Annotated in this window: 19 protein-coding genes and 1 pseudogene; 12 read left to right on the top strand and 8 right to left on the bottom strand. The window is 71.3% G+C overall.

Going from position 1 to position 22,988, the window contains the following annotated elements; genetic code table 11:
* Positions 1–81 precede the first annotated feature (81 nt).
* A complete protein-coding gene (locus CcI156_RS13855; protein WP_198537567.1) occupies positions 82–873 on the top strand; it encodes a DUF402 domain-containing protein in 792 nt (263 codons plus the stop codon).
* Positions 874–892: 19 nt separating this feature from the next.
* Here the strand turns inward: CcI156_RS13855 and CcI156_RS13850 are convergent, their stop codons facing one another.
* Positions 893–1,339, bottom strand: coding sequence for a TIGR03668 family PPOX class F420-dependent oxidoreductase (locus tag CcI156_RS13850; protein ID WP_023841047.1), 447 nt, complete (start codon positions 1,337–1,339; stop codon positions 893–895).
* Between the two features lie 82 nt (positions 1,340–1,421).
* Here CcI156_RS13850 and CcI156_RS13845 point away from each other — a divergent pair, with 82 nt between their 5' ends.
* Complete coding sequence (locus CcI156_RS13845; RefSeq protein ID WP_082456715.1) at positions 1,422–3,191, top strand: ABC-F family ATP-binding cassette domain-containing protein; 1,770 nt, start codon at positions 1,422–1,424, stop codon at positions 3,189–3,191.
* A 16-nt stretch (positions 3,192–3,207) separates the two neighbouring features.
* Here CcI156_RS13845 and CcI156_RS13840 read toward each other — a convergent pair whose 3' ends face one another.
* Complete coding sequence (locus CcI156_RS13840) at positions 3,208–4,386, bottom strand: hypothetical protein (RefSeq protein ID WP_076806079.1); 1,179 nt, start codon at positions 4,384–4,386, stop codon at positions 3,208–3,210.
* Between the two features lie 214 nt (positions 4,387–4,600).
* Here CcI156_RS13840 and CcI156_RS13835 point away from each other — a divergent pair, with 214 nt between their 5' ends.
* From CcI156_RS13835 to CcI156_RS13825, 3 genes are all read left to right on the top strand, one after another.
* Positions 4,601–5,242, top strand: coding sequence for an adenylate kinase (locus tag CcI156_RS13835; protein ID WP_232235078.1), 642 nt, complete (start codon positions 4,601–4,603; stop codon positions 5,240–5,242).
* A gap of 368 nt (positions 5,243–5,610) precedes the next feature.
* Entirely contained in the window at positions 5,611–6,477 is an 867-nt protein-coding gene (gene folD, locus CcI156_RS13830; protein WP_011437064.1) for a bifunctional methylenetetrahydrofolate dehydrogenase/methenyltetrahydrofolate cyclohydrolase FolD, read from the top strand.
* 218 nt (positions 6,478–6,695) lie between these two features.
* Positions 6,696–9,032 carry an MMPL family transporter gene (locus CcI156_RS13825; protein ID WP_076806077.1) on the top strand — a complete coding sequence of 779 codons (2,337 nt, stop codon included), beginning with the start codon at positions 6,696–6,698 and terminating at the stop codon, positions 9,030–9,032.
* A gap of 187 nt (positions 9,033–9,219) precedes the next feature.
* On the opposite strand, the pseudogene CcI156_RS13820 reads toward CcI156_RS13825, so the two are convergent.
* From CcI156_RS13820 to CcI156_RS13800, 5 genes and pseudogenes are all read right to left on the bottom strand, one after another.
* Positions 9,220–9,438 (bottom strand): annotated as a pseudogene (locus CcI156_RS13820) (cytochrome P450); the annotation flags it as partial.
* A gap of 46 nt (positions 9,439–9,484) precedes the next feature.
* Positions 9,485–10,810, bottom strand: a complete 1,326-nt coding sequence (locus CcI156_RS13815) for a cytochrome P450 (protein ID WP_076806075.1) — start codon at positions 10,808–10,810, stop codon at positions 9,485–9,487.
* A 25-nt stretch (positions 10,811–10,835) separates the two neighbouring features.
* A complete protein-coding gene (gene ureG, locus CcI156_RS13810) occupies positions 10,836–11,585 on the bottom strand; it encodes an urease accessory protein UreG (RefSeq protein ID WP_011437060.1) in 750 nt (249 codons plus the stop codon).
* Positions 11,586–11,621: 36 nt separating this feature from the next.
* A complete protein-coding gene (gene tsaD, locus CcI156_RS13805) occupies positions 11,622–12,692 on the bottom strand; it encodes a tRNA (adenosine(37)-N6)-threonylcarbamoyltransferase complex transferase subunit TsaD (protein WP_076806096.1) in 1,071 nt (356 codons plus the stop codon).
* A gap of 101 nt (positions 12,693–12,793) precedes the next feature.
* Complete coding sequence (locus CcI156_RS13800; protein ID WP_011437058.1) at positions 12,794–13,315, bottom strand: Fur family transcriptional regulator; 522 nt, start codon at positions 13,313–13,315, stop codon at positions 12,794–12,796.
* Positions 13,316–13,339: 24 nt separating this feature from the next.
* On the opposite strand from CcI156_RS13800, the gene CcI156_RS13795 reads away from it, so the two are divergent.
* The 7 genes from CcI156_RS13795 to CcI156_RS13765 all read left to right on the top strand — a co-directional run bounded on the left by CcI156_RS13795 (position 13,340) and on the right by CcI156_RS13765 (position 21,948).
* A complete protein-coding gene (locus tag CcI156_RS13795) occupies positions 13,340–14,068 on the top strand; it encodes a peptide deformylase (RefSeq protein ID WP_076806073.1) in 729 nt (242 codons plus the stop codon).
* 231 nt (positions 14,069–14,299) lie between these two features.
* Complete coding sequence (locus tag CcI156_RS13790; protein ID WP_023841053.1) at positions 14,300–15,262, top strand: LLM class F420-dependent oxidoreductase; 963 nt, start codon at positions 14,300–14,302, stop codon at positions 15,260–15,262.
* Between the two features lie 77 nt (positions 15,263–15,339).
* Positions 15,340–17,094 carry an FAD-binding oxidoreductase gene (locus CcI156_RS13785; protein ID WP_076806071.1) on the top strand — a complete coding sequence of 585 codons (1,755 nt, stop codon included), beginning with the start codon at positions 15,340–15,342 and terminating at the stop codon, positions 17,092–17,094.
* Between the two features lies 1 nt (position 17,095).
* Complete coding sequence (cobF, locus tag CcI156_RS13780) at positions 17,096–17,866, top strand: precorrin-6A synthase (deacetylating) (protein ID WP_076806068.1); 771 nt, start codon at positions 17,096–17,098, stop codon at positions 17,864–17,866.
* Positions 17,867–17,896: 30 nt separating this feature from the next.
* Complete coding sequence (locus tag CcI156_RS13775; protein ID WP_023841055.1) at positions 17,897–19,483, top strand: MmgE/PrpD family protein; 1,587 nt, start codon at positions 17,897–17,899, stop codon at positions 19,481–19,483.
* Positions 19,480–20,358 carry a methylisocitrate lyase gene (prpB, locus tag CcI156_RS13770; RefSeq protein ID WP_083718527.1) on the top strand — a complete coding sequence of 293 codons (879 nt, stop codon included), beginning with the start codon at positions 19,480–19,482 and terminating at the stop codon, positions 20,356–20,358. The genes CcI156_RS13775 and prpB overlap by 4 nt, the downstream gene beginning before the upstream one ends.
* A gap of 231 nt (positions 20,359–20,589) precedes the next feature.
* Positions 20,590–21,948 carry a M20/M25/M40 family metallo-hydrolase gene (locus CcI156_RS13765; protein ID WP_083718525.1) on the top strand — a complete coding sequence of 453 codons (1,359 nt, stop codon included), beginning with the start codon at positions 20,590–20,592 and terminating at the stop codon, positions 21,946–21,948.
* 639 nt (positions 21,949–22,587) lie between these two features.
* Here CcI156_RS13765 and CcI156_RS13755 read toward each other — a convergent pair.
* A complete protein-coding gene (locus tag CcI156_RS13755) occupies positions 22,588–22,791 on the bottom strand; it encodes a DUF5703 family protein (RefSeq protein WP_011437049.1) in 204 nt (67 codons plus the stop codon).
* Positions 22,792–22,988: the final 197 nt, after the last annotated feature.

Raw genomic sequence — 22,988 nt, 5'->3', positions numbered from 1 at the left:
CGTCACGAGCGTCCCATCCCGTCTGTTGTGAGGTTGTGGCGGGGGACACGCCGGGGCGGGGCGGCACCGTACAGTCGGACGGTGACGAAGCCGGAAAGCCCCGTGGCGTACGATCCCGGTTCCCAGGCTGGTCCCCATCCCGGTCCCCAGGCATCGCCACCGCCCGCTTCGGGCGCCGCACCGGCGGGTCCGTTCGTCCCGGGCGGATTTGTCCCGGGCGAAGTGGTCGTGCACCGGTCGTTCACCACCAAGCGGCTCGTCTTCGTCCGCGCGGGTCACGTGGTCGGCCACGATGAGCGCGGCCTGCGGCTGTGGATCCCGCACGGCTGCCCGATGGCCGTCGAGCTGAGCACGGACGGTCGCGGCCTGCGCGACATGCCGTTCGCCGAATGGATCCGCCAATCTACGGTGCTGGTGACGAGGCCCTGGCCTGGGCCGAACATCCTCATGCTGATCCCGCCGGCGGGCGCACACTCGGTGTGGTGGTTCTGGGACCGGCAGGGGCGGTTCGCCCGTTGGTACATCAATCTCGAGGCACCCGCCGTGGCCTGGCGCTACGACGGACTCGTCGGGGTGGATACGACCGACCACGACCTCGACCTGTGGGTCTGCCCGGACCGGACCTGGCAGTGGAAGGACGAGCACGAGCTCGCGGAACGGCTCGCGTTTCCCGAGCACTACTGGGTCACCGACGCGGCGGCGGTGCGGGCCGAGGGCGAGCGGCTGCTGCGGCTCGTCGAGGCGAGGGCGTTCCCGTTCGACGGCACCTGGTGCGATTTCCAGCCGGACCCGTCCTGGCGCACACCGGATACCCTGCCTCCCGGCTGGGACCGCCCGCGGGCGCCGGGTACGACCGAAACCGGCCCGCGCTGAGGGCGATGTCAACAGCCGGCTACGCCGAGAAGGCCCACCCTGACCAGCGGGCCACCGTCACGATGATTGCCGGCCCGGCGGGCGGGGCAGCCTGGTACTGGTCATATCGGGCGATGAGCAGTTCGACGGCGGGGGCGTGTCCGGGTTCTCCCGCCCGGACGATGCGGGCCTCGCCGTCGGCGCGCGCCCACCACAGCCGCGACCAGTCGTCGTCGTAGGCGTCGACGAGCAGGCTGACCTGAGGATTCTCGGTGATGTTGCGCAGGCGCCGCAGACCCCCGAGCGTGCTCTTCGGTTTGTGATCGACTGCGGTGACGACGCTGGCGGCGCCCGCGTTCACGGCGCCCGCGTTCACGGCGAAGGTGACGGGCACGATGTGTGGACGTCCGTCGCCACCGGCGGTGGCGAGCCGGGCGACCCGCGCCGCGGTGAACCGGGTGCGGGCCTCGACGTCGGTCAGCCGCACGGTCCCACCGTAGGATCCCACCGGATGGAGGCGACCACAGGGGGCGGGACGCGATGCGTCGTCCATGCGCCAGACTGGTCAGATGTCCGCCACCCTCGTCGCGTCCGGCCTCACCGTCACCCGCGGTGGGGCGACCGTCCTCGACGGCGTCTCCCTCACCGTCGCGCCCGGCGACCGTCTCGGCGTGGTGGGGCCCAACGGCGTCGGTAAGTCGACGCTGTTGCGTGCCCTCGCCGGGCAGGTGACGCCCGACGCGGGCCGGGTGGATCTCGCGCCGCCGACCGCCAACGTCGGCCTGCTCCCCCAGGAACCCGACCGCAACCCCGGGGAGACCCTGCGGGCCTTCCTCGCCCGTCGCACCGGCGTCGCCGCGGCGCAGGCCGAGCTCGACGCCGCGACCGAGGCGTTGGCCCTGGGCATGTCCGGGGTCTCTGGCACGTCCGGGGCTTCTGGCACGTCCGGGGCTCCTGGCATGTCCGGAGTCGACGACCGCTACAGCGTCGCCCTGGAGCGGTGGCTGGCGATCGGCGCGGCCGACCTCGACGCCCGCGCCGAAGAGGTGTGCGCCGATCTCGGTCTGCCCGCGGGCGCGCTCGACAGCCCGACGACGGCGTTGTCCGGCGGGCAGGCCGCCCGGGGATCGCTGGCCGGCGTCCTGCTGTCCCGGTTCGACATCACCCTGCTCGACGAGCCCACCAACGACCTCGACTTCGACGGGCTGGAACGGCTCGAGCGGTTCGTCCAAGGCGTGCCCGGGGCGCTGGTCGTCGTCAGCCACGACCGCGAGTTCCTCGACCGCACCATCGACACCGTCGCCGAACTCGATCCGCACCGGCACGGCCTCACCCTCTTCGCTGGCGGATGGACGGCATACCTGCAGGCCCGCGAGGTCGCGCGGCGTCAAGCCCGGGAGCGGTACGAGGAGTACGCCGGCCAGCGAGCCGATCTCGTCGCCCAGGCGCAACGCCAGCGGGAGCAGGCGGTGCGGGGTTCGGTGCGGGCGAAGCGGCGGATGCCCGACGGTGACCGGGCTGCCAAGGGAGCCCGGATCGAGGCGGCGACGAAGAGCGCGGCCAGGGTCCGGTCCATCGAGTCCCGCATCGACCGGTTGGCGGAGGTCGAGGAGCCCCGCAAGGAATGGCAGCTGCGCATGTCGATCGCCGCCGCGCCCCGGTCGGGCGATGTCGTCGCGACATTGACCGGCGCGGTGGTGGCCCGGTCGGGCTTCACCCTGGGGCCGGTCGATCTGACGATCGCGTGGGCGGACCGGGTGGTGATCACCGGGCCGAACGGCGGGGGCAAGACGACCATGCTGGGTGCGCTRCTCGGCCGTATCCCCCTGGCCCGGGGGCACCAGGCACTCGGGTCCGGCGTGCGGCTCGGCGAGATCGACCAGGCCCGCGGCCTGTTCCGGGGTGAGGCCACGGCGCTGGCCGTCGCCGAGCGGGCGACCAGTTGGCCGGCGGGTGAGGTGCGCACCCTGTTCGCGAAGTTCGGTCTCGGCCCGGATCAGGTCACCCGGCCGGCGGCGTCCCTGTCGCCGGGAGAACGCACCCGGGCGGGGCTCGCGCTGCTGCAGGCGGTCGGCGTGAACTGCCTGGTGCTCGACGAACCCACCAACCACCTCGACCTTCCGGCGATCGATCAGCTCGAACAGGCGCTGGCCGGCTATGCGGGCACCCTGCTACTCGTCACCCATGATCGGCGCATGCTCGACACGGTCGCGGTGACCCGCCGGCTGCACGTCAACGGCGGCCTCGTCACCGAGAAGCCCCTCGTCACCGAGAAGCCCCTCGTCACCGAGAAGCCCCTCGTCACCGAGAAGCCCCTCGTCACCGAGAAACCATTGTGACGGCTCGCCGAGAACGTCAGGCGCCGGTGTTCGGCCAGAACGCCGCATGGGGAAACGGGGAGTCCGTGGTGGTCGCGGAACCGAGCACGACGTTGTTCGGGGTGGCGGCGTTGCCCGTGCTCACCGGTCCTCCGAGGGTGCCCAGATCGGTCAGCCGGCCGCGGTACCAGCGGAACGCGTGGCTGCCCTGACCCGAGGGCACCGTCCCGCACACCACACCGTGATCATTGAGGTCGAGAAGCTCCAGCGGGCCGAGCGGTGAGGTGATCGGGATGCGGCGACCCGCGATCCACAGGAACCCGCCACCCGACGATCCGAGGCTGCGCACCAACACCTGACCGAGCCTGTTCACGGCGACCGCCTCGCTGTGCAGGTCACTGCCGAGGGTCCCGAGATCGGTCATGYGGCCGCCGTCCCACAGGAACGCGCGGGAATGGCCGTCCGAGGTCTCGCTGGTCCCCACGATCTGCCTGGCGTTGTTCACGTCGGCGACGACGGTCGAGGAACCGCCGAGGGTCCCGAGATCCGATATTGTGCCGGCCGACCAGAGAAACCCGTGGCTGGCGCCCTCCCGGGTGAGGCTGTTACCCACCACCCTTCCCTGCACCGTGACGGCCACKGCGGAACTCAACGGTCCGCCAAGCGTGCCCAGATCCGTCATCGTGCCGTTCGACCACCGGTAGGCGTGCTGCTCGCCCGTATTGGTGGTGCTGGTCCCCACGATGAATCCGGTGTCGCTGACGTCGACCGCGGTACTGGACTGTCCGCCCTGACTGGGGGTGCCGCCGAGGAATCCCAGCGACTGATAGACGCCACGGTTCCAGCGGAACGCCTCCCGGCTGTAACGCGTGGTGTTCTCGCCGACGACCACGCCGGCCTCGCTCACCGCGGCCGGCCGGCTGTTCCCCGGCAGGCCGCGCACCGTACCGCCGTGGTAGACGAACCCACTGAGCTCGGAGGATGAGGTCTGCCAGTAGCCCGCGAAAAGGCCTGCGGTGTTGCCGCCGGTGAGGAGACCGGAGGCCCCGGTCGGGGATGGAATGTCCACGACGGCGGGTCGGGTGGGCGCGGGTGGGGAGGACGGCGCCGCGGTGGCCGCGCCCGCCGCGGTGGCCGCGCCGAGGTAGCCGAGCGACCAGGGCGCGAGGGTCGTGGCCACCGTGGCGGCACGGATGAATGTCCTTCGATCGTTCATCGCGAAATGATCTCCTCTGGCCGGCTGCCACGGTCAGCCGTCGACGGTGATCGGCCGACGTCGGTCGACCGGCTGGAGGAGTTCGTGGAGCCATCACGCAATGCCAACTCTCCGAGGCCGGAGGATTGCAACATGATCTACCGTCGTCAATCAACGACACGCTGGCACCGTCGGCGGCTCACCCCATCGGCTTGGCGGTGACGGTCGGGTCAGGATGAAGCACGATGTTTCGCCACCAGGCCGGGCGCACCAGTGGGACACTGACCGGGTGAATGCGCTCGGGACGAGCCGTGACTCCGCGCCGGCAGCGATGCCCTCTGACGCCCGGCGGATCCTCGTCGTCGGCAGCGGCGGGGCGGGCAAGAGCACCCTGGCGCGTGAGCTCGCGCGCCAGACCGGACTGCCGCTCGTGCATCTCGACCGGTACTTCTGGCAACCGGGATGGGTCGAGACACCCACGGCGCAATGGCGGTCCGTCGTCGCCGACCTCGTCGCCGAGCCCGCATGGGTGATGGACGGGAACTACGGCGGCACGCTGGACCTGCGCATTCCCGCCGCCGACCTCATCGTGTTCCTGGACCTGCCGCGGCGGATCACCATCCCACGAGTACTGCGACGCTGGGCGCGGTGGCACGGGCGGAACCGTCCCGACCTCGCCGCGAACTGCCCGGAACGGCTCGACCTCGCTTTTCTCACGTGGCTGTGGAGATATCCGAGTACCAGCCGCAACCGTCTCGCCGACAGCATCGCCGAACACCACGCCGGACACCGGGTCGTTCGTCTGTGTACCCCGCGTGAGGTTCGTCTCTGGCTGGCCGCCGTGGCCTATTCGGGAGTTCCAGCGGCCCGCCCGTGACGGCCACTGGCCGTCACCGGGCCGTTACCCGTCCGTCGGCTGGCCGTCACCCGGCCGTCGCCGGTGAATGTGGGGGGACCTGAGCACGGTCTGCGRTCCCTGGACCGTGCCTTGCTCCCCACAATGTGGCCGGACAATGTGGCCGGCGTCGGTGCTTCCCGCGCCGAGGGTTCCCCTCGGTGGTGGGTATGACGGTACCGGGCACCTGTGTGCCATGTTGGCGTAGCGTGCTCGCTCGGGCTCCGCCGGATGTCGGGGGACCGCGCCGGACGCCTGGCTGACCCGGGCATGACCCGGCTTGGAGACCGGATCGGAGACCCGAATAGAACCCGGACATGATCTGACGACCGTGACGCGAAGGGCCGATAGTGAGCGCAGTGATAATCGACGGCAAGGCCGTCGCCCGCAGAGTGCGTGAGAACGTGGCCAGGGAGGTCGCTGAGTTCCGCGACCGGACCGGCATCCAGCCCGGCCTCGCGACCGTGCTCGTGGGTGACGACCCCGCGTCCGCCGTGTACGTCGGTGGCAAGCGTCGGGCCTGTGTCGAGGCCGGCATGGCCGACCTGCATCAACACCTGCCGGCCGACACCTCCCAGGAGAAGGTCGCGGCGCTCTTGGATGATCTTGCCGCCGATCCGGCCGTGTCGGGTATTCTGCTGCAGCTTCCGGTGCCCGAAGGCTTGGACGGGGCCGCGCTCGTCGGCCGGATCCCACCCGGGAAGGACGTTGACGGGCTCACCACCGCCAGCGTCGGTCTGCTCGCCCGGGGTCTGCCGGGTCTGCGGCCCTGCACACCGTCCGGGATCATCGAGTTGCTGGACTCCTACGACGTCGAGTTGTCCGGTACGCCCACGGTCGTCGTCGGTCGTTCGGAGCTGGTCGGTCGTCCGGTGGCAGCGCTGCTGGTGGGACGTAACGCGACCCTAACGATCTGTCACTCCCGTACACGGGACCTGGCGGCGGTCTGCCGCGGCGCCGACGTGCTCGTCGTCGCAGCGGGAAAGCAGGCGATCATCGGCGCCGACGCGGTGAAGCCGGGCGCCACCGTCATCGACGTCGGCATGCACCGGACCCCGCAGGGCCTGCGTGGCGACGTGGATTTCGAGGCGGTGCGCGAGGTGGCCGGGAAATTGACCCCGGTGCCGGGCGGGGTGGGGCCGATGACGATCGCGATGCTGCTGCGCAACACCCTGCTCGCTGCRCAGGCCGCCACCGGGACGGACGGTCCGGGCTGACGGTCCGGGCTGACGGTCCGGGCTGACGGTCCGGGCTGACGGTCATCGCGAGCCGCTTACCGCACCGAGTCACCCCGGGCTTGCGGGTCACATCCCTGACGTGAAGGTTTTCATCGGTTCTTCGCCAGCCGGCCGGTGGGGCCTACGAGTTCTGTCGGTGGCATGCGCCAGAATCGCCATCGTTGGGCAGGATGTGCGTTCGGCGTGGGGAGACGGGCATGACCAGCGGGGACGAGTCCGAGGTCAGGGACAGCGGCGGGTCGGTGGCACGGGCGCAGACCCCGCCAGCGCCAGCAGCACCGCCCCCGCCGGGGCCGGCTGTCGCCGGGGACGGCAACGGCACCCTGGCGGATTCCGCTTCCGGCCCCGCCGGTTCCGGTGGCCGTCCGGCGCGCGCCCGCCGGCCACGCATCGTCTACGTCTTCGCGGTCTTGGCCGTCGGCTGGCTCCTGCTCGGCGGCGTCGGCGGGTCCTACCAGGGCAAGCTCGGTGAGGTCCAGAAGAACGACAATGCCGCCTACCTCCCGAACTCGGCCGAGTCGACCAAGGTCGACACCGCGTCGCGGCAGTTTCGCTCCGTGCGGACGATTCCCGGCTTCGTCGTCTACGACCGCCAGGGCGGGCTGACCGCGCAGGACAAAGCCAAGATCACCGCCGACGTGAGGTCCTTCGCCGGGATTCACGGGGTGGACGCCGGCCAGCTCGGGCCGCCCCAGTTCGCCCGCAACGGCGCTGTGGCCGCCGTGGCCGTGCCGCTCGTCGCCCAGGACGGCGGCCGCGAGGTCAAGGGTGATGAGCTCGTCGACGTCGAGAAGGCCGTCGTCGCGGCCGCCCGCGACGGGGCACCGGCCGGTCTCGCCGTGCACCCGGCCGGGCCGGGGGGTCTGCTCGTCGCCTTCATCGAGGCATTCTCCGGCCTCGACGGGCTGTTGCTGCTCGCCGCGGGCCTCGTCGTCGTGGGCATCCTGCTGCTCGTCTATCGCAGCCCGGTGTTGTGGTTCTTCCCGCTGTTCAGCGCGGTGCTCGCGCTCGGCGTCTCGGCGCTGATTATCTATCCGTTGGCCAAGAACAACGTCCTCACCCTCAACGGACAGGGCCAGGGCATCCTGTCGGTGCTGGTCATCGGCGCCGGCACCGACTACGCGCTGCTGCTGGTGAGCCGCTATCGGGAGGAGCTGCACGCCTACCCCAGCCGGATCCAGGCGATGATCGTGGCCTGGCGGGGCGCCGCTCCGGCGATTACCGCCTCGGCGGTAACGGTGATCCTCGGCCTGCTCTGCCTGAGCCTCGGGGAACTGAACTCCACCCGCAGCCTCGGGCCGGTGGCGGCGATCGGCATCGCCTGCACAGCCCTGATCATGCTGATCTTCCTGCCGGTGTTCCTGGTGATCGCCGGGCGCTGGATCTTCTGGCCTCGCATTCCCCGCGTCGATCACCAGGCCGACCTCGCCGGTCACGGTCTCTGGGCACGCTTCGCCGGAGGCCTCGTCCGCCGGGCCCGGTGGGCCTGGATCGTCACGACGGTCGTGTTGCTGGCCTGCTCGTCCCTGATCGTCACCCTGAAGGTCGACGGCCTGTCGACGACGGACAGYCTGACGGGGCGGCCGGAGGCGATCGTCGGCCAGGAGATCTTCGACGCCAACTTCAGCCAGGGGCAGGGCGCCCCGGCCGTCATCATCACCAACACCGTTGCCGCCGCGGACGTCATCGCCGCCGTCCGGAAGGTCGACGGCGTCGCCACCGCTCCCGGCTCGGTCTGCGTGGAGGTCGACTACGCCAAACTCGCCGCCCGGTTGGCGTCCGGTGGGCGTCCGGCGGCGAGGGGTTCCGACKGATGCGCCCCGAAGTCGGTCCAGGTCGCCCCGGTTGACGGTCGAATCGCCATCGACGCCGCCATCGTCCACCGTTATGACACCGCCGAGGCTTACAACACGATCACTGCGATCCGACGGGTCGTCCGGGAGGTGCCCGGGGCGAACGCCCTGGTCGGTGGCCAGTCGGCGATCAATCTCGACACCCAGAACGCCTCGCGCCACGATCGCAACCTGATCATCCCGATCGTGCTGGTCGTCATCCTCCTCGTGCTCGGCGTCCTGTTGCGGGCGCTGCTCGCCCCGGTCCTCCTGATCGCGACGGTGGTGCTCTCGTTTGCCGCGACGCTGGGCGTGAGCGCGGTGGYGTTCAACCACGTCTTCGGGTTCGCCAACGCGGATCCCGGCTTCCCGCTGTTTGCGTTCATCTTCCTCGTCGCCCTGGGGATCGACTACAACATCTTCCTGATGACCAGGGTCCGGGAGGAGACCCTCATCCACGGCACCCGTAGCGGCATCGTGCGCGGCCTCGCGGTCACGGGCGGGGTCATCACCTCGGCCGGGATCGTCCTCGCCGGGACGTTCGCCGTGCTCGGCGTCCTCCCGCTGGTCTTCCTGGCCCAGGTGGGTTTCTCGGTGGCCTTCGGGGTGCTGCTGGACACGGTTCTGGTCCGCTCGGTCCTCGTGCYGGCGCTGAGCCATGACCTCGGTCCGAAGATCTGGTGGCCCTCGAAGCTCTCCTGACACGCACTCGCCCGGCCCGGCCTCCGCGCCAGGACCGAAGCCAACGCACGCTGTCGGCCCCCTGTCCTCGACGGAGGGTGCCGGACCCAGCCGCACGGGAACGGACTTTCGATGCCGGTGAGGCGGGGCCGGGGACACCACGCGGGCAGCGGGGCTGGCCGCCGGGCCTTACGGGCCTTACGGGACGCTACGAGACACGCACGGGCATCGATGCCCAGCCGCGGACCGTGGAGGTACGGGCTTGGACGGCGTTGTCCCAGGCGATTTCCCAGTCGAGGAAGCGGGTGAGGACCTCGTCCAGGGCCACCTTGCCCTCGATGCGGGCCAGTGYGGCGCCGAGGCAGTGGTGGATGCCGTAGCCGAAGCTCAGGTGGCGGCCGATCTCGCGGTGGATGTCGAACTCCTCTATCGAGCCGCGGCCGCACCGGTAGGTCTGCCGGTCGGTCAGGTGGTCAGGTGATCTTTTCCAGCTGGACCGGTAGCCCGTCCCGTGGAACAGGCAGCGGGAAACGGTCTAATGAGATCCGGTAGCCCGGTGCCAGGCTCCACCGGTACCGCAGCAGCATCTGGTGCAGGATCGCCTTCACCTGCTGACCGGCGAAGTGCAGACCGATGCAGGTATGTGGCCCGCCACCGAACGGTTGCCAGGCGTAGGGATGTACCTTGTCCTCGCGACGGTGGTCCGCGAACCGCTCCGGGTCGAACCGTTCCGGGCTCGGCCAGTACTCCGGYATCTGGTGGGTGAAGGCGAGCGCGAGGGCGGCCACGGTACCGGCGGGCACCGTGACGCCGAGCACGTCGATGTCTTTCACTGTGGCGCGCAGGAGGATCGGCACCGGCGTGACCAGGCGCAGCGCCTCCTTCATGACCAGAGCGAGTGACGGCAGCCGATCGAGGTCGGCATGGTCCACCGCTGGCGTGCCGAGGGCGAGCGACTCCTCGCGGCACCGCTGCTGCCACTCCGGATGCCGTGCCAAATAGTAGCTCATGCTGGTCATCGTGATCGTGGACGTGTCGTGCGCGGCCACCATCATCAGGATCATGTGGTTGACGACGTCGTCGTCGCTCAGCCTGCTGCCGTCCTCGGCCTCGGCGTGGCAGAGCCGGCTGAACATGTCGGTGCCGCTCCCGGCTCGTTTCGCGGGCACCCGCAGCCGCAGGAACTCCTCCAGGTACCGGCGCCCGRCCAAGCCACGCGACCAACGTAGCCCGGGTGCCGGCACGCGGACCACCGCGCCCGGCGCGCGGATGCAGGCGAACAGCGCGGCGTTGAACCGGTCGGCTTCCGGTCCCAGCCGTTCACCCATGAAGATCCGGGTCGCCAGTTCGAGGGTGAGCTGTTTGACCGCGGGATAAACCTGGAACCTCGCGCCCGGCCGCCACCCCGCGACGCCCCGTTCGATGGACGGGTTCATCCCGGCGAGATAGCCGCGCAGTCTGTCCGGGGCGAACGCGCCGGCGAGGATCCGACGGTGGTGGCGGTGCTCGTCGAAGTCGAGCATGCTCAATCCGCGCCGAAAGAACGGTCCGGCTATCCGTTGCTGCCCCGGGCCGTTCGCGAATGCCTGCTCATGGTTGCGCAGCGCCAAGCCGGTGGCGTCCGGGCCGAGCAGGCTCACCACCCGCAGCCCGAAGGTCCGCTCCCATGACACCGGGCCATACCGGTCGTAGCGCTGCCGCCAGTGCTGGGCAGGGTCATGCAGGTAGCGCAGGGTGTATCCCACCAGGGGCGGACCTCCGTCGCCCGGCACCGGTCCCCTGGAACCCCTCACCGCCATGAAACCCCTCACCGCTACGACGCTCTCACATCCTATTTAAAGGTTGCGACGCATTAGACGCATCGGACGCATCGTAGGAACCGCCGCGCGGGGACAGTTCGGCGAGCTGGGCCCGTACCCAGGCGGTCACGTCCGCGGCCGTGGGGTCGGCGGTGAGCGAGGTGAACACCACCGGACGGGCACCGCGGGCCGCGGTCGCGTCCCGGGCCATGACRTCGAGGTCGGCGCCCACCAGGGGGGCCAGATCGGTCTTGTTGATGACCAGCAGGTCGCTGCCGGTCACCCCCGGTCCGCCCTTGCGGGGCACCTTGTCGCCCCCGGCGACGTCGACGACGAAGATCTGCCGGTCGATTAGCCCGTAGCTGAACGTCGCGGTGAGATTGTCACCACCGGACTCGACGAGGACCAGGTCCAGGGGGCCGGTGTCGGCCTCCAGGTCCTCGACCATGTCAAGGTTCGCGGTGATGTCGTCGCGAATCGCGGTGTGCGGGCAGCAGCCGGTCTCGACCGCGCGGATCCGCTCGGGATCGAGCACGCCGGCCCGGCGCAGGAAGTCGGCGTCCTCGGTGGTGTAGATGTCGTTCGTCACCACCCCGATGCGCAGGCTCGACGACAGGGCCCGGCACAGCGCGGCGACCAGGGCCGTCTTACCGCTGCCCACCGGGCCGCCGACCCCGATCCGCGGCGCCCGCCCGGCGCCGGCTGGCCCCGCGTCAGCTGGCCCCGTGCTGGCCCGCCCGTCAGTTCTCTGGAACTCCTCATGTCCGAGGTGCATCGTCGCGCTTCTCCCGTTCGAGGGGCCCGCCGGTGCTCACGCGGCGTGCAGGGCCGGCAGCGCGGTGCCGAGCTGGGCCCGTTCGAGGAACGCGCCCGGCATGGCGGTGAGCTCGGCGGGGGAGGGCTCGGCGCCGGCGCGGACGAGCAGGTCACCCAACGCCGCGATCATCACGCCGTTGTCCGTGCACCGCCGGCGGGCCGGTATCCGCAGCCGGATGCCGGTCTGCTCGCAGCGGCTGGCCGCCAGCGCCCGCAGCCGGCTGTTCGCCGCGACCCCGCCGACGATGAGCAGGTCACCGATCCCGTGGTCGAGGCAGGCACGGACCGCCTTGGCGGTGAGCACGTCGACGACTGCCTCCTGGAAGGATGCGATCACATCGCCGGCCGGTACGGGGGAGTCGGGATGCGACTCGACCCATCGGGCGACGGCGGTCTTCAGCCCCGAGAACGAGAAGGTGTAGGGCGCGTCCGCCCGGCCGGTCAGCRGCCGGGGGAAGGCCAGCGCCGTCGCATCGTGGCCGACCGCGGCTCGGTCGACCGCGGGACCGCCCGGATAGGGCAGGCCGAGCACCCGGGCGACCTTGTCGAAGCACTCCCCGGCCGCGTCGTCAAGCGTGTCGCCGAGGTGGGTGATCGGGTCGCGAGCGAGGTCCCCCACCCGCAGCAGCGACGTGTGCCCGCCGGAGACGATCAGGGCGATGAGGGGATCGGGTAGCGGTTCGCCGTCGACGAGGTCCGCGGCGAGGTGACCGGCGAGATGGTGCACGCCGTAGAGGGGAACATCGAGCGCCGTGGCGTACGCCTTCGCCGCGGCCACCCCGACGTGCAGGGCGGTGGCGAGGCCGGGGCCGGCGGTGACCGCGACGGCGCCGATGTCCGCCACGAACAGCCCCGCCGAGGACAGCGCCGCGCGCACGCAGGGCACCAGCGCCTGCACGTGGGCCCGGGCGGCGATCTCGGGGACCACCCCGCCGTAGCGGGCGTGCTGGTCCATGCTCGTCGACAGGGCCTCGCCCAGCAGCGTGCCGTTCCGGACGAGCCCCACCCCGGTCTCGTCGCAGGACGTCTCGATGCCCAGCACGACCGGGCCCTGCTCCGGCGGCATCCCCGCAGCCTCCTCGCGATAGTCGGTACCTGCGAGATTACGCCGGCGCGCGGTCCTCGCCGCGCCGGCGCGGACCCTCGTCATGCGGGTGCGGACCCTCGTCATGCGGGTGCGAGGTCCCCGTCCACGGACGGGGACGTCACCGAACAGGCGCGGCACCGACCGGCAAGGGCGGCGTGGTCGGGCTGCAGGGTGAACCCGACGGTGGTGGCGAGCCGACGCGCGACGTCGTCGAGCAGGTCCGCGGGCACGTCGAGGATCGTGCCGCAGGAGCGGCACCGGACGTGCAGGTGGGCGCCGCCGGTGAGGGCCGCCGCCAGGTGGTAGACGGCCGGCCCGTGGTCGGGGTGGACGTGGGTGACCAGGCCGAGGTCGCCGAGGGTCTCCACCGCGCGATAGACGGTGGTGCGGTGCATGCCCGGGACGATCGTCTCCGCCCGGGCGAAGACGTCGTCAACGGACAGGTGCTCGCTCGTGCCGGCGAGTACCTGGAGCACCGCCCGGCGGGCCGGGGTAACCCGCTCCCCGCGGGCGCGCAACGCGGCGATCCCGGCGGCGGACGGATCGCCACGCCGGCCGTCACGATCCGTCTGACTGTCCTTCACGATCCAGGTGTCCTTCACGATTCACGTGGCACAGTATCCCGCATGACCGTGCTCCCGATCCGCACCGTTGGTGATCCCGTTCTGCGCACTCCGACCACGCTGGTCACGGAGTTCGACACTGCGCTCGGTCGGCTGGTCACCGACATGATCGACACCATGTACGACGCGCCCGGGGTGGGGCTTGCCGCCCCGCAGATCGKGGTCGGGCTGCGCCTGTTCGTCTTCGACGTCGACTACGACCCGCGTGACGAGTCGGTACCACGGGTGCCGCGGGTGGTGGTGAACCCGGTGCTGGAACTCGGCCCGGACCCGGGGCGGCCCGGGGAGACCCAGCGGCCTGGCGGGATCCAGCGGTCCGGGGAGACCCAGCGGTCCGGGGAGACCCAGCGGTCCGGGGAGACCCAGCGGTCCGGGGAGACCCAGCGGTCCGGGGAGACCCAGCGGTCCGGGGAGACCCAGCAGCACGGCCCGGAGGGATGCCTGTCCGTCCCGGGGCTGCACTTCCCGACCACGCGGGCGCTGGCCGCGCGGGTCCGCGGGGTGGACGTTACGGGGCAGYCGGTCGAGTACGCCGGCGAGGGCCTGCTTGCGCGCTGCTTCCAGCACGAGGTCGACCATCTCGACGGGATCCTCTACGTCGACCGGCTGACCGGGGAGGCGCGCCGTGCCGCCGTCCAGGCACTGCGCGAGCCGCCGCCGACCCCGGAGCAGGCACGGGCGGCCGGCGAGTACCTGCGGTCGCTGCGCCGGTCAGCCGGGTCGGTCCGGTGACGGTTAGGGCCGATCGGGTCGGTCCGGTGACGGTCTGACGACGGTCGGGTCGCGCCGGTCGGGTCGCGCCGGGGACGGCCGCCGGTCGCCCGACGGGCTATCTTGGTATCCGCCTCGTCCTCGAGGATGCCACCGGCGAGTGCCCGTCTTCGAGGTGTCCCGTCTTCGAGGCGCCCCGTCCTCGATGTGTCCCATCCTGGAGATGCCCCGGTGAGTGGAGGAGTGGCTGCGGTGACCGAGGTCTCCGGCGGGCCRTACAAACGGCCGTTCCGGTTCAACATCCAGTGTTCCTCCCCCGCCGAGGTGAGCGCCCGGTCATGGGCCGACCTCGCCCACCGGGTCGAGGATCTCGGCTACGCGACGTTGACCGTCTCCGACCATCTCGACGAGCAGGTCGCGCCGATCGCGGCGCTGATGGCCGCGGCCGACGCGACGACGACGCTGCGGATCGGCGCGATGGTGTTCAGTAACGACTACCGCCATCCGGTGGTGCTGGCCAAGGAGGCGGCGACCCTCGACGCGCTGTCCGGCGGACGGTTCGAACTCGGCCTCGGCGCCGGCTGGATGACCTCCGACTACTCCCGAGCCGGTCTGCCGCTCGATCCGCCGGGGGTGCGCATCGGCCGGCTCGCCGAGTCCCTCGCCGTCATCAAGGGGATGTTCGCCGACGGACCGTTCACCTACAGCGGCACCCACTACCAGGTCGCCGGCCTGAACGGGACGCCGAAGCCGGTGCAGCGGCCCCACCCGCCGATCGTGATCGGTGGTGGCGGGCGCCGGCTGCTGACCCTCGCCGCCCGTGAGGCCGACATCATCGGGCTGAACATGAACATGGCCGGCGGGGTGATCGACGCCTCGCTCGGCGCCAACGCGACGACGGCGGCGACCGAGGAGAAGGTCCGCTGGATCCGGGAGGCCGCCGGCGCCCGTTGGGACGATCTCACCCTTCAGGTCCGCGTCCACCTCGTCGTCGTCACCGACAACCGCACCCAGGTCGCCGAGCAGTTGGCCGCCGGGTTCGGGCTCACCTCCGAACAGGCGCTCGCGACCCCGCACGCGCTGTGYGGGTCGGTCGACGAGATCGTCGACGACCTCGTCGAGCGCCGCGAGCGCTTCGGCCTCAGCACGATCGGGGTCTCCCTGGACGCGTTGACCGCCATGGCGCCGGTCGTCGAACGTCTCGCCGGCACCTGAGCGGTCCGCCGCCCTCCCCCCGAGCCGTCGTCCCCCCGAGCCGTCGTCCGCTGTCCGTCCCCGTCGAGGAGCCATCGTTGGTCACGCACATGAAGTGGTGGGGCTGGGGCAAGGAGAGTGTCTCCTTCAGCCCCAGTGACAAGCCCGACCTCGCGCCGTTCATCCGTACGCACATCGGGCTCGACATCACCCGCCTGCCGGCCCAGCCACCGGCCTTCGCGGACCTGACGATCGCGGACCCCGTGCTGCCGGAGCCGCTGCGCGCCGCGCTTGTCGACGCCGCCGGCGCGGAGCACGTCACCACCGACGCACAGGCGCGGGTCGTGCACGCCTACGGCAAGAGCCTGCGTGACCTCGTCCGGGTTCGTAACCACGACCTCGGCCGAYTGCCCGACGTCGTCGTCTACCCGGGAGACGAGGAGGCGGTCCGGGCGGTGCTGGCCGCGGCGCTGGCCGCGGACGCGGTCGTCATCCCGTTCGGCGGCGGCACCAACATCTCCGGCAGTCTCGAGGCGCCGCGCACCGAGACCCGCCCGGTGATCTCCGTCGACCTCGGCCGGCTCGACCGGGTGCTGGAGATCGACGCCGACGCCCGCCTCGCCCGCGTACAGGCCGGTGCCCTCGGCCCGGGTCTGGAGGAGCAGCTGGCCGCGCAGGGCTGGACGCTCGGCCACTTCCCGGACAGCTTCGCCCACTCCACCCTCGGCGGCTGGATCGCCACCCGCTCGTCGGGCATGCAGTCCGACAAGTACGGYGACATCGCGGAGATTACCAGGGCGGTGCGGGTCGTGACCCCCGCCGGGGTACTCGTCACCCGGCCCGTGCCCAGCCAGTCGACCGGCCCCAGCGTGCGGGAGATGATCCTCGGCAGCGAGGGGCGGCTCGGGATCATCACCGAGGCCACGGTGCAGGTGCATCGAGTGCCCGAGCAGCGCGTGATCCTCGGCTACTTCTTCCCGACCTGGGACGCGGCACTGCTGGCCATGCGGGAGATCGCCGCGAGCGAGGCCGCGCCGACGGTCACCCGGGTCTCCGACGCCAACGAGACGCGGTTCTCCTTCGCTACCCGCAAGCGCGGCTCCCTGGCCTCAAGTCTCGTCTCGGCCGGTATGAAGCAGTACCTGCGCCGGGTCCGCAGGTACGACCTCGACCAGATGTGCCTGTCGTTCATCGGCTTCGAGGGTTCACCCGCGCACGTCAAGGCCCAGCGCAAGCTGGTCGGGGCGATCGTCGCGCGCCGGGGCGGGATCTGTGTCGGCACCGGCCCGGGGCAGCTCTACGACCAGAAGAAGTTCGACACCCCGTACATCCGGGACTTCCTGCTCGGTCAGGGCGCGATGGCCGACGTGTCGGAGACGTCGACGTCCTGGTCGCAGCTCGGCCCGCTGTACCGGGGGGTGGTCGCGCGGGCGAACAAGGCGTTCRCCGAGATCGGTGTGACCGGTTGGATCATGTGCCACCTGTCGCACTCGTACCACTCCGGGGCCTGCCTGTACTTCACGTTCGCCTATGCCTCCCCGGTGACGCTGGAGGCGATCGACGGGTACGACACGGTGAAGTCCGCGATCCAGCAGGGCTTCATCGAGCATGCCGGCACCCTGTCCCACCACCACGCGGTCGGCGTCGAGCACGCGCGCTGGCTCGCCGACGACATCTCACCAGCCGGCGTGCGCCTGCTCACGGCGCTGTTCGACGGCATCGACCCGGGCCGCAACCTCAACCCCGGCAAGATCGTCCCAGGGGTGGACGTCGCCCCGGGCCTGGCGGATTCGGCGGGCCCGGATTCGGCGGGCCCGGATTCGGTGAGCCCGGCCGGGTCCGATCCGCGCTGAGATGCGCACGATCCTCGTCATTGGCATCGGTGCCGGCGACCCCGACCAGCTGACGATCCAGGCCGTCAAGGCGCTGAATCGGGCCGACGTCTTCTTCGTCCTGGACAAGGGGGCGGCGAAGGAGGACCTGGTCCGGYTGCGGCKGGAGATCCTCGACCGGCACGTCGAGGGGAACGGCTACCGGATCGTCGAGGCCCGTGACCCGAGCCGCGACCGGTCCTCGACGGACTACACCGCCGCCGTCGAGGACTGGCATTCCCGCCGGGCCGCACTGTACGAGCGGATGATGCTCGACGAGCTGGGCGAGGATGGCTGCGGGGCGTTCCTGGTCTGGGGTGATCCGTCGCTGTACGACAGCACGCTGCGCATCATCGACCGGATCGTGGCGCGGGGCGTGGTGCGGTTCGACTACGAGGTGATCCCGGGGATCACCAGCGTGCAGGCGCTCGCCGCCCGCCACCGGCTGATCCTGAACCGGATCGGCGGCCCGGTCGAGATCACGACCGGTCGCCGGCTCGCCGCCGGATTCCCGCCGGGGGTCGACGACGTCGTCGTCATGCTCGATGCCGAGAACACCTTCCTGACCCTGCCGGCCGACGACGTCGACATCTACTGGGGCGCCTACCTCGGCACCCCGGAGGAGGTCCTGCTGCACGGTCCGGTCGCCGAGGTCGGCGGGCTGATCGAGCGGACCCGCGCCGAGGCCCGCGAGCGTAAAGGCTGGATCATGGATACCTACCTGCTCCGCCGCCGTGAGGAAAGTGGCCGGTGAGAACCGTGGAGACGGCAGGGGGAATGTCCGATGAAGCTGCACGAGGTGCGCGCCCGCCGGTCCGTCGAGGCGCCGCCCCGGCGTGACCAGCTTGCCTGGAAGATCGCCGAGGTCGCCGCCGAGCGGGTGCCGGTGCCGCCGGAGGTCGTCGAGATGATCGGCAACCGAATCATCGACAACGCGGCGGTCGCCGCGGCGGCGCTGACCCGCGGCCCGGTCGTCGCGGCCCGCGACCAGGCGCTCGCCCATCCGTACACCCCGGGAGCGACGGTCGTCGGCGTCGAGCGGGCAGTACGGGTGTCGCCGGAGTGGGCGGCCTGGGCGAACGGCGTCGCCGTGCGGGAACTGGACTTCCACGACACCTACCTGGCCGCGGACTACTCCCATCCGGGCGACAACATCCCCCCGGTGCTCGCCGTCGCGCAGCACACCGGCCGCGGCGGCGCCGAGCTGGTCCACGGGATCGCCACCGCGTACGAGATCCAGGTCGACCTGGTGACCGGCATCTGCCTGCACGAACACCGCATCGACCACATCGCCCACCTGGGCCCCTCCGCCGTCGCCGGGATCGGTGCCCTGCTCGGCCTGCCCCCCGAGCCGATCTACCAGGCCGTCGGCCAGGCGTTGCACACGACGACGACCACCCGTCAGGCCCGCAAGGGCGAGATCTCCACCTGGAAGGCGTACGCCCCGGCCTTCGCCGGCAAGACGGCGGTGGAGGCGGTCGACCGGGCGATGCGCGGCCAGACCTCGCCGGCGCCGATCTACGAGGGGGAGGACGGGGTCGTCGCCTGGCTGCTCGGCGGCCCGGACGCGGTGTACCGGGTGGCGCTGCCGGAACCCGGCGAGCCCCGTCGGGGCATCCTCGCCACCTATCCCAAGGAGCACTCCGCCGAGTACCAGAGCCAGGCGCTGATCGACCTGGCCCGCCGGCTGCGTACCCGGCTGCCCGGGACCGGCTCGTCTCTCGGGGCCGGCTCGTCTCTCGGGGCCGGCTCGTCCACGGCCTCCTCCGAAGCCTCCTTCGAGGTCGACGTCGCGGCGATCCGCCAGATCGTCATCCACACCAGCCATCACACGCATCACGTGATCGGCACCGGCGCCGGGGATCCGCAGAAGGCCGATCCGACCGCGAGCCGGGAGACGCTCGACCATTCGATCATGTATATCTTCGCGGTGGCGCTGCAGGACGGGACGTGGCACCACGAACGTTCCTACGCCCCCGAACGGGCCGCCCGGCCCGACACCGTCGCGCTGTGGCACCGGATCCGCACGGTGGAGGATCCGCAGTGGACCCGCCGTTACCACGCGACCGACCCGGCCGAGCGGGCCTTCGGCGGGCGGGTGGAGGTCACGCTCGTTGACGGGACGTCGATCGTGGACGAGATCGCCGTCGCCGACGCGCATCCGGCCGGGGCCCGGCCGTTCCGGCGTGCGGACTACGTCGCCAAGCTGCGTACGCTCGCCGAGGGGGTCGTGTCGGCCGCCGAACAGGACCGGTTCCTCGACCTGGTCGGCCGGCTCGACACCCTGACCCCGGCCGAGCTCGCCGGGCTGACCCTCGTCGCCGACGCGCTCGCCCTGGAAACGGGCGGGACGAGGGGGGTCTTCGCATGATGGTGCCGGCCGGCCGGCCCGTCGCGGACAAGCGGCGGATGCTGYGGGCGGGTCTCGCCTCCGGCCGCCTGCAACGCTGGCCGGGCGCGTTCGTCCCGCTGGTCGCGATGAGCATCGAACGGACCGGTTTCGACGGCGTCTACGTCTCGGGGGCGGCGCTGTCCGCGGCGCTGGGACTGCCCGACGTCGGGCTGACGACGCTGACCGAGGTCGCCGCGAGTGCCGGGCAGATCGCCCGGGTCACCGACCTGCCGACCCTCGTCGACGCCGACACGGGATTCGGTGAGCCGCTGAACGTGCACCGCACGATCGGGCTGCTCGAGGACGCCGGGCTCGCCGGCTGTCACCTGGAGGACCAGGTCAACCCGAAGCGCTGCGGCCACCTGGACGACAAGGCGGTCGTCGGGCGCGACGAGATGGTGCGCCGCCTGCGCGCCGCGGTGGCGGCCCGCCGCGACGACGCCTTCGTGCTCTGCGCCCGCACCGACGCCGTCGCCGTGGAGGGGCTGACCGCGGCGATTGACCGGGCCCGTGCCTACGTTGACGCCGGCGCTGACATGATCTTCCCGGAGGCGCTCGCCGACGAGCGGTCGTTCGCGGCGTTCCGGGCCGCCGTCGACGTGCCGATCCTCGCGAACATGACCGAGTTCGGGAAGTCGCCGCTGCTCACCGCGGCGCAGCTGACGGACCTCGGGGTCAATGCCGTCATCTATCCGGTGACGACGCTGCGCGTGGCGATGGGCGCGATCATCCGGGGGCTCGCGACGCTCGCCGCCGAGGGCACCCAGGCCGACCTGGTCCCGGCGATGCAGACCCGCGCGGAGCTCTACGACCTGCTCGACTACGCCGGCTACGGCGCCGCTGACATCCTTTGACATCCTTCCGGTGGAAGGCTGCCATCCGTCGCAGGACGGGGACCAGCGTCGCCACCGCGGCCATCACACGATAGCCCGCCGGGGGCGTCCCGGACCTGTCAAGGTCGAAAGCGCTTATGGCGGTCACGCACCGCAGCCGGGGGTCGATCGCCTCAAGTTCCGCGCAGCTGTCGATGCCCCAGGAGACGGTCGCCCCGGCGGCTGCACCCCCGACGGGGCAGACTAGGCGGCATGGCGAGTGCGTCCACGACCCCCCCCGACCGCACCGGTGGCCTGCGCCTGCCGGTGACCGCCCCCTCCGCGGAGGGCGAGGTGGTCGAGCTCTGTCGGGAGATGCTCCGCTTCGAGTCGGTCAACCGCGGCAACGGCGACGGCAACGAGCGCCCGATCGCGGAGTACGTCGCGGCGAAGCTCGCGGAGGTGGGCCTTGAGCCGACCCTGCTGGAGTCGGCCCCGGGCCGCACCAGCGTGGTGACCCGGGTGGAGGGGGCGGATCCCTCGCGTGCGCCGCTGCTCGTCCACGGTCATCTCGACGTGGTGCCGGCGGATGCCAGCGAGTGGCGCCTGCCGCCGTTCGCTGGCGAGGAGGCCGACGGCTGCCTGTGGGGTCGGGGCGCGGTGGACATGAAGGACATGGACGCGATGACCCTCGCGGTCATCCGCGACATCGTCCGCACCGGCCGCAGGCCACCCCGGGACCTCGTCGTCGCCTTCGTCGCGGACGAGGAGGCCGGCGGCGTCCTCGGGGCGCGCTGGCTCGTCGAGAACCATCCCGACCTGTTTGCCGACTGCTCCGAGGCGATCAGCGAAGTCGGTGGGTTCTCCTACACCGTCTCCGACGACCTGCGCCTTTACCTCATCGAGACGGCGGAGAAGGGCATCGCCTGGATGAAGCTGACCGCTGCCGGCCGGGCCGGCCACGGTTCGATGATCAGCGATGACAACGCGGTGACGGCGCTGTGCGAGGCGGTGGCGAGGCTCGGCCGGCACACCTTCCCGCTGGTCATGACCMCGACGGTCCGGGTGTTCCTGAACTCCCTCGGGGAGGCGCTCGGCATCGAGTTCGACCTGGACGACCTGGAGGCGACCGTCGCGAAGCTCGGCCCGATCGCCCGGATGATCGGTGCCACGTTGCGTAACACCGCCAACCCGACCCAGCTCGAGGCCGGTCACAAGGTCAACGTGATCCCGGGCGAGGCCACCGCCTACGTCGATGGTCGCTATCTGCCCGGTCAGGAGGAGGAGTTCATCCGCCAGCTCGACGAGATCCTCGGGCCGGACATCCGTCGCGAATGGGTCGTCCACGACCAGGCGTTGGAGACCAGCTTCGACGGCGCGCTGGTGGAGGCGATGGCCGCGTCGCTGCGYGCCGAGGACCCGATTGCCCGGGCCGTGCCCTACATGCTCTCCGGCGGCACGGACGCGAAGTCCTTCTCCCGGCTCGGCATCCGCTGCTTCGGGTTCTCCCCGTTGCTGCTGCCGCCCGACCTGGACTTCTCCGGCATGTTCCACGGGGTGGACGAACGGGTGCCGCTCGACTCGCTGCGCTTCGGCGTCCGCGTCCTCGACCGCTTCCTGCACGCCTGCTGACCGGACCTGCCGGTACGGACCTGCCGGTACGGATCTGCTGACCTAAACCTGCCGGTACGGCTTGACGAGATGCCGCTGTCCGCGCGCGGGGCACCATCCGCGTAGGAGCCATCGTCGATGCATGACATGATGGGGGTATGGCTGGCGATCCGCTGTCCAGCATCGGCCTCGGAGCTCCGGTGGACGCGGACGCGGACCATCCCCGGGCCACCTACGCCTATCTCGTGCAGGTCAGCCGGGACGGCAGCGTATGGATCGCCGATCGGGCCGAGCCGTCCGGGGGCATCGAGGTCAGCGTGTTGTCCGCGCTGGAGGTCGCCCGGCAGGTTCTGCGTCGCCGGTTTGTGCAGCTGCGGGCCGATGACAGCGCCCATTGGAGCGATCACTGGTTCCGGGTCGACGTCTGGACGGTGGAGCGGTCCCGGAAGGCGGATACCGGCGACGCCGGAGCCGGCGCAACTGGAGCCGGCGCAACTGGAGCCGGCGCAACTGGAGCCGGCGCAACTGGAGCCGGCGCAACTGGAGCCGAGGTGCCGGCCGGATGGGCGTTGTCGGGACGGCATCTGCAGACCCGGGGATCGCTCCGGACGTGGTCGAGGTGCGCACGCCCTCCCAGGTCCGCTGCCAGGTGGGCGGCTGTCAGGTGGGCAGATAGCCGGGCAGGCCGCCGGGGCGCCGACGGCGGCGCAGCACTACCCGCCGGGAGCCATCCGGGAACAGCCGTAGGCGTTCGAGCTCCCAGTGGCCGAACTCGGCGTGCATCGTGAGGATCTGGACGGCTGCCCGGCGGTCCGTACCCGGCGGCAGGTACAGCCGCTGGTACTCCAGCTCTACTCCATCCAATGCGGCCTGACCTCGTGGTTGCGAGCGGAGGATGACCGGCTGCGTGTGGTGTGGTGTGGCGTGGGATGGCGACCGATCATCGTGCGGTCCCCCTCTACGTTAACCGTATCGCCATCTTCTGGAAGGGCTTCTGGAAGCGCTCGCGAGATGATGCGGKCCCAGCGCGCCATCCACCGACGCGCGGCCGGTGGTCAGGG

The sequence above is a fragment of the Frankia sp. CcI156 genome, assembly GCF_001983015.1.
In the GTDB taxonomy this organism is placed as follows: domain Bacteria; phylum Actinomycetota; class Actinomycetes; order Frankiales; family Frankiaceae; genus Frankia; species Frankia casuarinae.
Note: the sequence above shows the minus strand (reverse complement) of the source record. Positions and strands in the feature narration are given on the sequence as shown.

Coding starts and splice junctions, on each gene's coding strand:
- CcI156_RS13835 (WP_232235078.1), top strand. CDS start 4,601: ATGAAGCACGATGTTTCGCCACCAGGCCGGGCGCACCAGTGGGACACT.
- CcI156_RS13775 (WP_023841055.1), top strand. CDS start 17,897: ATGAAGCTGCACGAGGTGCGCGCCCGCCGGTCCGTCGAGGCGCCGCCC.